This window comes from Streptosporangium sp. G11 (assembly GCF_051192615.1).
Taxonomy (GTDB): Bacteria; Actinomycetota; Actinomycetes; order Streptosporangiales; family Streptosporangiaceae; genus Streptosporangium.
Window position 1 is genome coordinate 1 of record NZ_JBPJUQ010000065.1, and the last position, 13,135, is coordinate 13,135.

At 67.7% G+C, this 13,135-nt stretch carries 13 protein-coding genes; 6 read left to right on the top strand and 7 right to left on the bottom strand.

Features of this window, described 5'->3' with window-relative positions; translation table 11 throughout:
* On the bottom strand, nucleotides 1–505 hold a 505-nt coding region (locus ACSDR0_RS38640), incomplete at its 3' end, for an ATP-binding protein (RefSeq protein WP_435293913.1).
* A 1,000-nt stretch (nucleotides 506–1,505) separates the two neighbouring features.
* Here ACSDR0_RS38640 and ACSDR0_RS38645 point away from each other — a divergent pair.
* A complete protein-coding gene (locus ACSDR0_RS38645) occupies nucleotides 1,506–2,327 on the top strand; it encodes a helix-turn-helix domain-containing protein (protein ID WP_435293914.1) in 822 nt (273 codons plus the stop codon).
* Nucleotides 2,318–2,530, top strand: coding sequence for a DUF397 domain-containing protein (locus tag ACSDR0_RS38650; protein ID WP_435293915.1), 213 nt, complete (start codon nucleotides 2,318–2,320; stop codon nucleotides 2,528–2,530). Before ACSDR0_RS38645 ends, ACSDR0_RS38650 begins: the two co-directional genes overlap by 10 nt.
* A 91-nt stretch (nucleotides 2,531–2,621) precedes the next feature.
* On the opposite strand, the gene ACSDR0_RS38655 is transcribed toward ACSDR0_RS38650, so the two are convergent.
* From ACSDR0_RS38655 to ACSDR0_RS38680, 6 genes are all read right to left on the bottom strand, one after another.
* On the bottom strand, nucleotides 2,622–3,875 hold the full coding sequence (locus tag ACSDR0_RS38655; RefSeq protein ID WP_435293916.1) for an ATP-binding protein: 1,254 nt from the start codon (nucleotides 3,873–3,875) through the stop codon (nucleotides 2,622–2,624).
* 224 nt (nucleotides 3,876–4,099) lie between these two features.
* A complete protein-coding gene (locus ACSDR0_RS38660) occupies nucleotides 4,100–5,026 on the bottom strand; it encodes an NAD-dependent epimerase/dehydratase family protein (protein WP_435293917.1) in 927 nt (308 codons plus the stop codon).
* A 370-nt stretch (nucleotides 5,027–5,396) separates the two neighbouring features.
* Entirely contained in the window at nucleotides 5,397–6,443 is a 1,047-nt protein-coding gene (locus ACSDR0_RS38665) for a 2-oxoacid:ferredoxin oxidoreductase subunit beta (protein WP_435293918.1), read from the bottom strand.
* Between the two features lie 16 nt (nucleotides 6,444–6,459).
* Nucleotides 6,460–8,313: a 2-oxoacid:acceptor oxidoreductase subunit alpha gene (locus ACSDR0_RS38670; RefSeq protein ID WP_435293919.1), complete on the bottom strand. Its 1,854-nt coding sequence runs from the start codon at nucleotides 8,311–8,313 to the stop codon at nucleotides 6,460–6,462.
* A 220-nt stretch (nucleotides 8,314–8,533) separates the two neighbouring features.
* A complete protein-coding gene (locus tag ACSDR0_RS38675; protein WP_435293960.1) occupies nucleotides 8,534–8,617 on the bottom strand; it encodes a putative leader peptide in 84 nt (27 codons plus the stop codon).
* Nucleotides 8,618–8,686: 69 nt separating this feature from the next.
* Complete coding sequence (locus ACSDR0_RS38680; protein ID WP_435293920.1) at nucleotides 8,687–10,129, bottom strand: polysaccharide deacetylase family protein; 1,443 nt, start codon at nucleotides 10,127–10,129, stop codon at nucleotides 8,687–8,689.
* 342 nt (nucleotides 10,130–10,471) lie between these two features.
* Between ACSDR0_RS38680 and ACSDR0_RS38685 the strand changes: the two genes are divergently transcribed.
* From ACSDR0_RS38685 to nuoH, 4 genes are all read left to right on the top strand, one after another.
* On the top strand, nucleotides 10,472–10,843 hold the full coding sequence (locus ACSDR0_RS38685; protein ID WP_435293921.1) for an NADH-quinone oxidoreductase subunit A: 372 nt from the start codon (nucleotides 10,472–10,474) through the stop codon (nucleotides 10,841–10,843).
* A 54-nt stretch (nucleotides 10,844–10,897) separates the two neighbouring features.
* Entirely contained in the window at nucleotides 10,898–11,395 is a 498-nt protein-coding gene (locus ACSDR0_RS38690; protein WP_329089290.1) for an NADH-quinone oxidoreductase subunit B, read from the top strand.
* Nucleotides 11,388–11,966, top strand: a complete 579-nt coding sequence (locus ACSDR0_RS38695) for an NADH-quinone oxidoreductase subunit C (protein WP_435293961.1) — start codon at nucleotides 11,388–11,390, stop codon at nucleotides 11,964–11,966. The genes ACSDR0_RS38690 and ACSDR0_RS38695 overlap by 8 nt, the downstream gene beginning before the upstream one ends.
* Before the next feature lie 105 nt (nucleotides 11,967–12,071).
* Nucleotides 12,072–13,025, top strand: coding sequence for an NADH-quinone oxidoreductase subunit NuoH (gene nuoH / locus ACSDR0_RS38700; RefSeq protein ID WP_435293962.1), 954 nt, complete (start codon nucleotides 12,072–12,074; stop codon nucleotides 13,023–13,025).
* Nucleotides 13,026–13,135: the final 110 nt, after the last annotated feature.

Consider the following 13,135-nt stretch of genomic DNA (forward strand, 5'->3'; position numbering starts at 1 on the left):
GACTCGACGTCGGCGGGCAACCACCCCCGATTTTCACGCCCGCAGGGCGTGCGCGCAGCCACATCAAAGACTGAAAAGGAAGACGCCAGAGGACCCAGACGGTCTTGCCTGGGCGGTCAGGAAGGGGGATGACGCCGTGGTCGTGGGCAAGGGCCCTCACGATGGCCAGACCACGGCCGTGGACGGCCTCGGCATCGAGAACGAGGAAGCGGGGCTGCCCGGTTCCCCGGTCGGTGACCTGGATCCGGAGCTCGTCCGTGTTCGCCCACAGGGAAAGCCTGACCACGGGCTCACCGTGGATGATCGCGTTGGCGAGCAGCTCGCCGACCACCAGGACGGCGTCGTCGACGAGGTGCCGCAGCGCCCAGGCGACGAGGGTCTCGCGCACCATGGCACGAGCCTTGCCGACGATCGGCAGATCATGCGGCAGGTCCCAGCAGACGGTGCGGGGAACGTCCAGGGGGTGCTCACCGGACCTCTGCGGCGTGTCCGGGGTCTCGGGCATGGTCTCTCCTCGGGGTGGCGGTGTGTCGTGTTCGGCCTGGTCGAGCCGCTCGGCGGCTGCTCGTTCGGCCGGGTCCCAGGGCCGGGAGCCGACCCGCGCGGTGGTCGCTCCGCGCCGGTGTCGCCCTGCCGGGGCTGGGGCGCGCGTTCGTTCATGCCGTCGCTCCCTGCCGGTACGGAGTGTGCTTGCCGGAGGGGGGACGAGGGGTCGGCGGCCGTCCACGCCGGTACGGCACGGCGGCCGTGGTCACGGCCTGCTCCGGCCGCCGGTGCCGACCTGGGAAAACCTCCGGAGGCCGCGTAGGGAAGGCGACGGGGGCCGTGGGGCCGGGGATCGGGCGGCCGGAGAGGTTGAGACGGCGGCGAACGGCCATTCGGGCGTGGACCTGGGCGGAGGTGGGCTGCTCCCAGTGATGGTGCGCGCGGTGCGGAAGGCTGGCGGCCTCGTGGGCGTACGGGGGATGACCGCACCAACGGCAGCCGAGCGGCATCGGCGGCCGGTTCGCGTGCCAACGCACCCTGATCGGCCTGGGGTTTCCTCTAAGGTTGCGCATCAGGTCGGACCTCCTGTGTCCGGTCGAGGGGCTTGCCGTGGCGTGCAGTGCCGTGGCAGGCCCCGCTTTAGTTGTGGGTTGGGGCGATGTACCGGTGTGGGTTCGCCTTACGAGGAGGCGACTCCGCAGGACTTACTCAGCGGTGACAGGTATGTGTCCAGAAGAGCTGTGAACCGCGACCGTTCTTTCCTTCACCAATGAATCGACAGACACCTTCCACCCTCTTGTCCGGATATAAACGGTATTTTTCGATGGCCTTGGAGGATGGCTCTCCGTGTACGCGAAAGGGCCGCTCCGGTAGCGTTTCCGCTGTCCCGGACCACTTCACAGAGTGCCCCCGGATGGCTGCTTTGGGTATCGAAACTTGCGACACATCGGTGCGACAGTTTGTGGAAAAGCTGTGTCATTTGTGTCGCGGTGTGGAATTCCTCGCTGGATGGAGTTGAAATGTTCACGAACTCCGAGCTCGACCCGACAATGAGCAACCTGGCTCTCTTCGGCGCGGAACTCCGTAAATACCGAAAAAGGGCAAAAATGACTCAAGATGAGCTGGCCGAGGTAACTCAGTTCAGCAGGAGTCTGCTGAGCTTCATCGAGAGGGGTGAGCGCACACCCAGCCGCAACCTGGCACAACGCTGCGACGACGCCCTGGGAGCGGACGGGGAGCTCGTCCAGTTCTGGGCGCACATCACCCATGCCACGAGCCCTCGGTGGTTCCGGAGCTGGCTCGACATCGAGCCGGCGGCGCACACGCTGCACACCTGGGAGCCGCTCGTCATGCCCGGCCTTCTCCAGATCGAGGAATACGCGCGGGCGGTTATCCGTGGAGAGCCCGGCATAACCGACGAGCAGACAGAAAAGGCCGTCGTTGCTCGGATGGAGCGTCAGGCGATCTTCGGTCGCGCAGACCCGCCTCTGTTCCGCGCGGTGATTGACGAAGGCGTTCTGTACCGTCCGATCGGCGGCAGGGAAGTCATGCGCCGACAACTCGAACGTCTCGTACAGGCGATAGAGTCCCCGCGAATCGGCATCCAGATCGTTCCCATCGAGCTGGGAGTGACGACCGGAATCCTCGGCGGTTTCGTGATCGCCCAGCTTCCGGGGAACCCGGATATGGTGTATATCCAATCCGCGATTCAGGGAAGTGTGTCGAGTCGTCCGGAAGATGTGGAAGCCATCCACGCCAGATACGACGCCCTGCGCGCGGAGGCGCAGCCCCAGCGCGCGTCCATCGAGTTGATCAGAAAGGCAGAGAAACTGTGGATCTGAGCGACGAGCTGAAGACCGCGACCTGGCGCAAGGCCACCAAGAGCGGGTCTGATCAGGGAAACTGCCTGGAGGTCGCCCCGCTGTCCGGCGGCCGGGTGGGTCTGCGTGACACCGAGGCTCCCGAGCGGGCGCCCTTCGTGGTGAGTGCGAGCGTCTGGGACGCCTTCGTCGACGGTGCCAAGAAGGGCGAGTTCGACTTCTGACCTCGCTCCTGGAAAAGAGAGAAGCCCTCGGCAACCTGGCCGAGGGCTTCTACCGTCGTACCCGGACCCCGGAAACGGCGTCGTCTGGTGCTCATGTACCAGGAGCGTCCGTGGTCCACAGCGCGGAGATGGGCAGACATGCCAGGCCGTCACCGAAGCTCAGGGACTCCGTGCCGCAGTAGAGGACGAATCCTGCGTGAAACCGCGAGCCGAGCCGTCGTTGCATGAGTCTCAGGCCGCGGAAATCATCTGTCCGTACCGTCTCCGCGGCCTTGACCTCGATGCCGATGATCTGGCCGGAGTTGTCTTCGAGTACCCCGTCTACCTCGTACTGGTCGCGGTCACGGTAGTGATGGAGCCGGGCGGTGGTATCGGACCAGGTGAGCTGACGAGCCAGCTCACCGAGCACGAAGTTCTCCATCAAACCGCCAAGCGGCGCGTCGATCGCGGTTCCCAGGGCCAGATAGTTGGCAAGGCCGGAGTCGACGAAGACGACTTTCGGGGTCGCGACCGCCCGAGTCGTCAAGTTCGATGACCAGGCCGGTATCAGCCTCACCAGATAGATGGTTTCCAGGATGTCGATGTAGCTACGAACCGTTGGCGCCGTAACGCTCAGTTCGGAGGCGAGACGGTTCACGTTGAGCAGTCCGCCTGTCTGAGCGGCCAGCAGCGCGATGAGTCTGCGCATGTCACCGGCCTTCTCGATGTCCGCCACCTGCTTGACGTCACGGCTGAGTAGATCCGCGACGTAACTCTCGTAGAACCGTTGCCGCCGGCGGGGAGACTCGCGGCGTACCGCTTCCGGATAGCCTCCCCGGGCCATCCTGGCGAGATAATCCTTGCGCCGCAGTGTCGATGATCCGCTGCGGACATCGGAGCCGAGGGCGAAGGCGGCGTCGACGAAACAGTCGAGAGTGCCGTCCATCTCGCCTTGGGACAGCGGCCAGAGTTCGACGGTCTCCGAGCGACCTGGCAACGCGTCCGGCAAACTGCGCAGCGAGAGCAGTCGTGCTGAGCCGGTCAGCAGGAATCGACCGGGGCGTGGATCACGGTCAACCAGGTGCTTGATCGCCAGCCAGAGGTCGGGCACCCGCTGAACTTCGTCGATGAGCATCAAGCCGTCATGGCGGACGAACCGGACTGGATCCTCGATGGCGGCCGCCCGGGTGACCGGATCATCGAGGAAGCGTGCCACTCCGTTCGGCCCTTGGCGTAGGACAAGCTCGGCCAGAGTGCTCTTGCCCACCTGGCGAGCCCCGTTGATCACAACGATCCGCGTGTCGGCGAGGGCCTCTGTGACCAGGTCAGCCGCCCGCCTGGGAACGTGGTCCATGGCGTTTCGCACTCGTCGATCCTAGCGGCTACTTTATATCTGCCGAAGATGATCCTTTCGATTTGCCGTACAGGGTCCTTTATTTCTGCCGAATGTTTGTGTTTTGACCTGCCGAAGTCGTGGTCTCGGCCGGGGCGGTAGTGCGTTGTGGCGATCAACGCCGACGGTCCCGGTTTTGTCAGGAGCACCTGCGCGTGCGGGCCGTCTTCGGGGGTGCGACCCGGCCCGGCCGCCCGTCAGCCGTTCTCGCGGGCGAACCAGTCGACGGTACGCCGCAGACCCTCCTCAAGCCCCACGGCCGGCTGCCAGCCGAGGATCTCCGCGGCGGGAGCTGGATCGGCGATCCTGGCGCTGTCCAGCGGGCGGTCGCCGAGTACGCCGTAGCGGGGGCGGGCCCGGCCACCGACGATTTTGGAGAGCAGGTCCGCGGTGTCGCGGATGGAGGTGCCCGTCCCCGTACCGATGTCGAAGGCGCGGCCCGCCGCGTCCGGGGTCTCGCCCGCGGCGAGGAAGGCGTCGACCACGTCGTCGACGTACACCCAGTCGAGGTGGCGCGTTCCACTGCCGAGCTCGGGTGTCCGCCCCCGCAGCAGCGACAGCGCCACGTAGGGGACCAGCTTCCGGGTGTCCTGGCGGCCGGGCCCGTAGACCATGCCGATCCGCAGGTTGCTGACCTGGACGTCCCACAGGTGGTGGAACATCCGCGCGTAGCCGTCGGCGGCCCACTTGGACACCGCGTACGGCGAGGACGGCGCCCTGTCGCCCTCGTCCGGCCGGAGCTCCTCCAGCGAACCCGCCAGCACCACCCTGGTCCCGGGGACGGCGGCGACCGCCGTCAGCAGGTTGACCACGCTGGTGAGGTTGCTGTGCAGCATCGGCAGCACGAGTCGCGGATCCCTGGCCCCGGCGACCTCGCTGGCCAGGTGGAACACGACGGCCGGGCGGGTCGAGTCGATGAGCCACTCGACCGCGCCCGCGTCGGCGACGTCCGCGACGTGCCACGTCTCGCCGTTCGAGCTCTCCCTGGACCGGCGGCTGACCGCGTGCACCCGCGCGCCGAGCGCGCCCAGACGCCGCACCAGGTGGGTCCCGATGAAGCCACCGGCCCCCGTCACCAGCACGGGCCTCGTGCACCAGTGGTCTTCCTGAGCCGGGCTCGGCATGGGCGCATTCCTTTCCCGTACGTGGCGAGCTTCGCGGGCGCCTTCACGTGAAGGGCCGGACTGTCTCAGAAGGGCCGGAACTCCCGCCGGCGGGAACGGCACCGCGCGGCGCCACCCGGACCGGGCGGAGCCGTGCGGCCCAAGGAATTCATACCTTGCCGCACGGGATGCCGTGGCGACGACGGAGATAATCCCTCGAAAAGGTGATTCGGAGGAAAGCGGCTGTCGCCGGAAAGGGGGTCGCCGAAAAATGGAAGGGGCCGGAAAACGACAGGGCCCGCTCCAAGGAGCGAGCCCTGCCGTTCAGCGCTGTTCTGTGTAGTTCTGTGCGATCAGGCGTTGTTTCCGTGCGGTGCCGTGTGGTGCCGCTTCAGCCGATGCGCCAGGTGTCTCCGCCGAGCAGCAGGTCGTTCAGGTCGCCGGGCCCCCGGTCGCCGACGGCCTCCTGGAGCTGCTCGGCCATGAGCTCGTCGTAGGAGGGGCGGTCGACGTTGCGGAAGACGCCGATCGGGACGTGCTCGAAGGCGGGCTCGTCCAGCCGGGAGAGCGCGAAGGCCAGCGACGGGTCGGCGCGGTGGGCGTCGTGCACGAGGATCTCGTCCTCGCTCACCGACGACCTCGGGACGACCTCGATGCTGCCGTCGGCCGCCCTGCGCACCGCCTTGGACGCGGAGGCGATCGGCTGCCCGTGCTCCAGGCGCAGCGTGATGTCGTCGCGCTGCGCCGGGTCCTTCAGCTGCTCGAAGGCGTTGTCGTTGAAGATGTTGCAGTTCTGGTAGATCTCGACCAGGGAGGTGCCCCGGTGCTCGACGGCCTCGCGCAGCACCGACTGGAGGTGCTTGCGGTCGGAGTCGATGGTTCTGGCCACGAAGGAGGCCTCGGCCCCGATGGCCAGCGAGATCGGGTTGAACGGCTTGTCCAGCGATCCCATCGGGGTCGACTTCGTGATCTTGCCGATCTCGGAGGTCGGGGAGTACTGGCCCTTGGTCAGGCCGTAGATCCTGTTGTTGAACAGCAGGATGTTCAGGTTGACGTTGCGGCGCAGCGCGTGGATGAGGTGGTTGCCGCCGATGGACAGCGCGTCGCCGTCACCGGTGATCACCCACACCGACAGGTCGGGACGCGAGGCGGCCAGGCCGGTCGCGATCGCCGGGGCGCGGCCGTGGATCGAGTGGAACCCGTAGGTGTCCATGTAGTACGGGAACCGGGAGGAGCAGCCGATGCCCGAGACGAACACCATGTTCTCGCGCTTGAGCCCGAGCTCCGGCACGAACGACTGGACCGCGGCCAGGATGGCGTAGTCACCGCACCCGGGGCACCAGCGGACCTCCTGGTCGGTCTTGAAGTCCTTCATGCCGAGTTTTACCTCGGACTTCGGGACCAGCGAAAGGGCCCCGCCCCTTCCGGGGGTGGACACCGCGGGCAACTCAGCACTACTCACTGTCGATCACGTCCTGGATCACGCCGGCGAGTTCCTCGGCCTTGAACGGAAGCCCGCGCACTCGGTTGTAACTGATGATGTCGATGAGGAAACGGGCGCGGAGCAGCAGCGCGAGCTGGCCAAGGTTGATCTCCGGCAGGAGCACCTTGTCGTACGCGCGCAGGACCTCGCCGGTGTTGGCGGGCAGCGGGTTGAGGTGCCGCAGGTGGGCTTGGGCGACCTTGCCCCCGGCCCTCCTGATGCGCCGCACGGCCGCCGCGATCGGCCCGTACGTGGACCCCCAGCCGAGGACCAGCACGCGGGCGTCGCCGTCGGCGTCGTCCACGGTCAGCGGCGGGATGTCGTTCGCGATCCCGTCGATCTTGGCCTGGCGGACCCGGACCATCCGGTCGTGGTTGTTGGGGTCGTAGGAGATGTTGCCGGTGTTCTCGGCCTTCTCGATGCCGCCGATCCGGTGCTCCAGGCCCGCGGTGCCGGGGATGGCCCAGGGGCGGGCGAGGGTCTCGGCGTCGCGCTTGAACGGCAGGAAGGTGACGCCGTCCTCGTCGTTCGGCCCCGAGGCGAACTCGGTGGAGATGTCGGGAAGGTCGGCGGCGTCGGGCAGCTTCCAGGGCTCGGAGCCGTTGGCGAGGTAGCCGTCGGAGAGCAGCATGACCGGGGTGCGGTACTTCACCGCGATCCTGACCGCCTCCACCGCCGCGTCGAAGCAGTCGGAGGGGGTCGAGGGCGCCACGATCGGCAGCGGCGACTCGCCGTTGCGGCCGAACATGGCCATCAGCAGGTCGGTCTGCTCGGTCTTGGTGGGCATGCCGGTGCTGGGACCCGCGCGCTGCACGTCGACCACGATGAGCGGCAGCTCGGTGGTCACCGCGAGGCCCACGGTCTCGGCCTTCAGCGCCACGCCGGGCCCGGAGGTCGTCGTGACGCCCAGCGCCCCGCCGAAGGCGGCGCCGAGCGCCGCTCCGACGCCCGCGATCTCGTCCTCGGCCTGGAAGGTGCGGATGCCGAACCGCTTGTGCTTGGACAGCTCGTGCAGGATGTCGCTGGCCGGGGTGATCGGGTAGGAGCCGAGGAACAGCGGCAGCTTCGACTGCACCGAGGCGGCGATCAGGCCGTAGGCGAGCGCCTGGTTGCCGGAGATGTTGCGGTACACGCCGGGGGCCAGCTTGGCCGGCTTGATCTCGTACGAGACCGAGAAGGACTCGGTGGTCTCGCCGTAGTTCCAGCCCGCCTGGAAGGCGGCGATGTTGGCCTTGGCGATGTCGGGCTTCTTGGCGAACTTGGTCTCGAGGAACTGGATCGTCGCCTCGGTGGGCCGGTGGTAGAGCCAGCTCAGGAGCCCGAGGGCGAACATGTTCTTCGAGCGCTCGGCGTCCTTCTTGGACAGCGCGAAGCCTTCGAGGGCCTTGACCGTCAGCGAGGTCAGCGGCACCGGGTGGATGCGCCACTCGGCGAGCGAGTCGTCCTCGAGGGGGTTGCCGTCGTATCCGACCTTCTGCAGGTTGCGCTTGGTGAACTCGTCGGTGTTGGCGATGATGTCGGCACCGCGCGGCAGGTCGGAGAGGTTGGCCTTCAGCGCGGCGGGGTTCATCGCGACCAGGACGTTGGGAGCGTCGCCCGGCGTGAGGATGTCGTGGTCGGCGAAGTGGAGCTGGAAGCTCGACACACCCGGCAGGGTGCCCGCGGGCGCGCGGATCTCCGCCGGGAAGTTGGGAAGCGTCGACAGGTCGTTGCCGAACTCCGCGGTGCCGGCGGTGAAGCGGTCACCGGTCAGCTGCATGCCGTCGCCGGAGTCTCCGGCAAATCGGATGATCACGCGGTCGAGTTGCTGAACCTGCTTGGTCACAGCTCAGTCCTCCTCGACGCGACAGGGCGCCGTTGCTCGTGGCACATTCTTTTTTCCATGCTAGATCCTCGGGGTCACGCGTAGTCTTCTCGCGTTCCACTCGGCGTAGGAAAGTGACCTTTGTCCCATATCCTTGGTAGCCGCTGAGTCGAATCTGAGTCGAAGCCTGGGGGCGGACGTCGCGCATTGCGCCGTCGTACGGCCTACGGAGAAGTCACGATCACAGACGGTCGGCCCGACACAGCCCGGCCGCGAGCCGACACAGGTCAACGTGCAGGCGGCCGAAGAGGACAGTTGGGATCACGATGCCCAACTATATGTCCCGTCGCGAAGACGCTCTCATCGCCTCCGGCTATGGCCCCATAGCCCCAGGTTATGACACGGACTGCTTTTCCAGCACGGTCGACACGGCTCCGGAGTCGTAGGTCCGGCCCGGCTCCATCGGACGCGAGCCGTAAAGTTCCGGGACGGTGACAAAGGTATAGCCCTTGGCGGCGAGCCCGCGCAGGATCTCGGGGGCCGCGTCGACGGTGGCGCCCCGGAAGGCGTGCATGAGGACGATCGATCCGGGCTTGACCTGGGCGATGGCCCGCCTGGCGATCGTCCGGGGGTTGGAGTCGCGCTGGTCCTCGACGTCCACGTTCCAGCGCACCACGGACATGCCCAGCCGGCGCGCGATGGAGGCCACCTGCACGTCGGTCACGCCGTACGGCGGGCGCATCAGCGTGGGGACCTGGCCGATGGCCTGGGTGATCGCGTACTGCGCGCGGGTGAGCTGGTCGGTGAGCATGGCGGGGGGGAGCACGGTGAGGTCGCGGTGGGACCAGCTGTGGTTGGCCACCAGGTGCCCCTCGTCGCGCATCCGCCTGAGCAGCTCGGGACGCGCGGAGGCGTTGGAACCGAGGACGAAGAAGGTCGCCCTCGCCCGGTACGCGCCGAGGATGTTGAGCAGCCGCCCGGTCTCGGGCCCCGGCCCGTCCTCGTAGGTCAGCGCCACGCATTTGGCCTTCGCGCAGTCCACGCCGCCCGCTTTGTAACTGCGCGCCGCCGGCCTGTCCCTGCGCGCCGCGAGCATGTCCTCCTGCGAGGTGAGGGTCGCGGTCCCCACGGCCGCCCGCCGTGCCCGCAGCCCGGTCGCCGACAGCAGCGGCGCCGCGGTCGAGGACGGTACGGCGACCGCCACCCGGCCGGCGACGCCCAGGCCCACCTGCTCGTCGTCGAACTCCACGACGAGGTCGCCGCGCGGGTTGAAACCGATGGAGTCGAACATCGCCGGGGTCGGCCTGAGCGCGTTGGGGTTCACCAGCGGCCCCCGCAGCGCCAGTTCCCTTCTGACGAGCCAGGTCAGCGTGGTCAGCGCCGTGCCGTCCCTGAGCAGGTCGGGGGAGTCCAGGGCGCGCCGGTGCTCCCGGTCGTACCAGACGGTCGTCCGGGACTCGCTCCAGCCGGAGCCCATGGACTGGCCGATGCGCAGCCGCACCCCCAGGACCTCGGGGGACGCGGCGGCGAGCTGCCACTCCACGTTGAACTCGGGATTGGGGAAGGCACCCGCGGGGACGTCGTGCCGGGTGAACCGGTCGAGCCTCTCGGTCACGGTCTCGCGGAGCTTCTCGGTGAGGAGGGGGGCCTCGGCGACGGCGGGGTAGATGGCGTGCACATGCCGGCCCGCGGTCTCTCCTGTGTTCAGGCTTCTCGTGCTCAAACCGTGGACCATGGCGGGGTCCACGTAATTGATCAGTGTCGGCTCCGAGGGGACGAGGGGCTTCACGTGGGGGGAGGCGGTGGCTATGCCGCAACCGGTCAGCATTGCGGCCATCCAAGCGATTCCTCCGGCGAATCGCATTTTAGGCATAGAAATAACGCTATATGCGCTAAAGGGGTTTTTGCTCCGATTTTATGTGAAGTGGACGGAGGCTTTAGCTGGTTCCCGCCCGGTGGTTCCCCTGCGTGACGGGAAGAGCGGATACTGCTATAGGTAGGGCGGAGCGTCCCGTACGGCCGGTCCCGGACCGTTCGTGCACGCAGGCCCGGAACGTCCGTACGGCAGGTCTTCGCGGTCTCCATACGGTCGGTTTTCGCGGCCTTTGTGTGGCGTCTCGGAGCCGTCCGTGCGGCGGGTCCTGAGGAGTTCGTGCGGGGTCCCCGAGGAGGAGAGGCCATGAGCGGATATTTCGGCTCCTATGTGGTGGTCCTCGCGCTGTTCGCGATCGGCCTGCTGATCGTCGCCGGGGCACTGCTCGTCAACCGGGGGCTCCGGCCCAACCGCCCCACCCCGGAGAAACTGCTCACCTACGAGTGCGGCGTCGACCCGGTCGGCGACGGCTGGGCGCAGTCCCAGATCCGCTACTACGTGTTCACCTACCTGTACGTGGTCTTCGCGGTGGACGCGGTCTTCCTGTTTCCCTGGGCGACGATCTTCGCCGCGCCCGGCTTCGGGATGACCACCCTGGCCGAGATGTTCGTCTTCCTCGGCTTCATCGCGCTCGGCATCCTTTACGCCTGGCGCAAGCGCGTGCTCACCTGGACCTGAGCGTCTGGAAGGCCCGGCGAGCGCGAGCACCGACTCTGAAGGAGAATGCGTGCCATGGCGGATCTCCCGATGCCCACCGTGGGGCCAGTCTCGCGTCTGGCCCCGAAACCCATGCGCCTCATCCTCAACTGGGGGCGCCGTTACTCGCTGTGGGTGTTCAACTTCGGCCTGGCCTGCTGCGCCATCGAGTTCATCGCGACCTCGATGAGCAGGCACGACTTCATCAGGTTCGGAGTCATCCCGTTCGCCAACGGTCCCCGGCAGGCGGATCTGATGATCGTCTCGGGCACGGTGACCGACAAGATGGCGCCCGCGGTCAAGCGGCTCTACGAGCAGATGCCCGACCCGAAGTACGTGATCTCCTTCGGCGCCTGTTCCAACTCCGGCGGCCCGTACTGGGACTCCTACTGCGTGACCAAGGGCGTCGACCAGATCATCCCGGTCGACGTCTACGTCCCCGGCTGCCCTCCCCGGCCGGAGGCGCTGCTCCACGGGATCATGATGCTCCAGGAGAAGATCGCCGCGGAGAACCTGGGTGACCGCTATGCCTGACCTGCCCGAACCCGCACCCGAGGCCAAGCCCGGCTCCGCGCCCGCTTTCGCGTACGGCGAGGGCGCCCGGGTGTCGGAGTCCTTCGGCCAGACCACGGTCGAGGTGGACCCCGACGGCTGGATCGGCCTGCTGGAGTCCGCCAGGGCCGGAGGCTACGAGTTCTTCGACTGGCTGACCGCGGTGGACGAGCCGCCGGAGGCGTTCGCGGTCGTCGTCCACCTCTTCGCCCCCGTCTCGCACGCCCATCTGTTGCTGCGTACCCGGGTCTCGCGCGCCGACCCCCGGCTGCCCAGCGCGGTCGGCGTCTTCCGCGGAGCCGACTGGCACGAGCGCGAGACCTTCGAGATGTTCGGCGTCGTCTTCGAGGGCCACCCGAACCTGGTGCCGCTGCTGCTCCCCGAGGGCTTCGAGGGCTTCCCGCTGCGCAAGGACTTCGTGCTGGCCGCCCGGGTCGCCAAAGCCTGGCCGGGGGCCAAGGAGCCCGGGGAGTCCGGTCACGGCTCGCCGAGCCGCCGCAAGACGCTTCCCCCCGGGGTGCCCGTCGACTGGGGGCACGAGCGTGGCACCTGAGACCCCCCGAAGGCCGTCTCGTTCCGATGATGCCCGCGACGCCTTAGATGTTCGTGATGCCGGTGGTGGCCGGAGAGTTCTCCCGAGGGACCGGAGGTGGCCGTGATCGCCGAGGTGCTCGACGTCGCGGTACGACTTGTCGTGATCGTCGGGGTCTTCCTGGTGCTGCCGCTGGTCGCGGGGCAGATGGAGCACAAGGTCATGGCGCACATGCAGGCGCGCCTCGGCCCCATGTACGCCGGAGGCTTCCACGGCTGGGCCCAGCTGATCGCCGACGGGGTCAAGTTCATGCAGAAGGAGGAGGTGATCCCGACCGCCGCCGACCGCCGGGTCTTCGCCCTGGCCCCCGGCGTGGCGCTGATCCCCTATCTCCTGGTGATGGTCGTCATCCCGGTCGGACCGGGGCTGGTCGGGGTCGACCTGGACGCGGGACTGTTCTTCGTCCTCGCCGTGATGGGGGTCGGCGTGCTCGGCTCGATCATGGCCGGGTGGTCCTCGGGCAACAAGTACTCCGTCCTGGGCGGGATGCGCTCGGCGGCCCAGCTCATGTCGTACGAGCTGCCGCTGGTCCTCGCGGCCTCCAGCGTCGCGATGGCGGCGGGCACGCTCTCCCTGCCGGGCATCGTGGAGGCCTGGCAGTGGTGGTGGCTGCCCTGGCAGGCGATCGGCGGCGTGGTCTTCTTCGTCGCCGGGCTGGCCGAACTCCGCCGGCCCCCGTTCGACATGCCGATCGCCGACTCCGAGATCATCATGGGCCCGATGACCGAGTACACCGGCATGAGGTTCGCCCTGTTCATGCTGGCCGAGTACGCCGGGATCATCGTGGTGTCCGCGCTCACCAGCGTGCTGTTCCTCGGCGGCTGGCAGGGCCCCTTCCTGCCGGGGCCCGTGTGGATGCTCCTCAAGGTCTTCCTGCTGGTCTTCGTGATCATCTGGCTCCGGGTGAGCTATCCCCGCTTCCGCGAGGACCAGCTGCAGAGGCTCGCCTGGGTCGTTCTGGTGCCGCTGGCACTGGTCCAGCTCGCGTTGACGGGAATCGTCAGGATCGCCGTGGGGTGACCCCGTTGTCCCTTCTCCGCCGGCCGTTCCGGCGTCGTTCAAGCCGTCGTACCGGAGGATCTGACGTTCGAAGTGCCCACGCAGGGCAGGGAGTAAATACACTCTGTGAC

Excerpts from the sequence above, each read along its gene's own strand:
- ACSDR0_RS38690 (WP_329089290.1), top strand. The coding sequence starts at position 10,898 with ATGGCGGATCTCCCGATGCCCACCGTGGGGCCAGTCTCGCGTCTGGCC.
- ACSDR0_RS38695 (WP_435293961.1), top strand. The coding sequence starts at position 11,388 with ATGCCTGACCTGCCCGAACCCGCACCCGAGGCCAAGCCCGGCTCCGCG.
- ACSDR0_RS38685 (WP_435293921.1), top strand. The coding sequence starts at position 10,472 with ATGAGCGGATATTTCGGCTCCTATGTGGTGGTCCTCGCGCTGTTCGCG.
- ACSDR0_RS38645 (WP_435293914.1), top strand. The coding sequence starts at position 1,506 with ATGTTCACGAACTCCGAGCTCGACCCGACAATGAGCAACCTGGCTCTC.
- ACSDR0_RS38680 (WP_435293920.1), bottom strand. The coding sequence starts at position 10,129 with ATGGCCGCAATGCTGACCGGTTGCGGCATAGCCACCGCCTCCCCCCAC.
- ACSDR0_RS38660 (WP_435293917.1), bottom strand. The coding sequence starts at position 5,026 with ATGCCGAGCCCGGCTCAGGAAGACCACTGGTGCACGAGGCCCGTGCTG.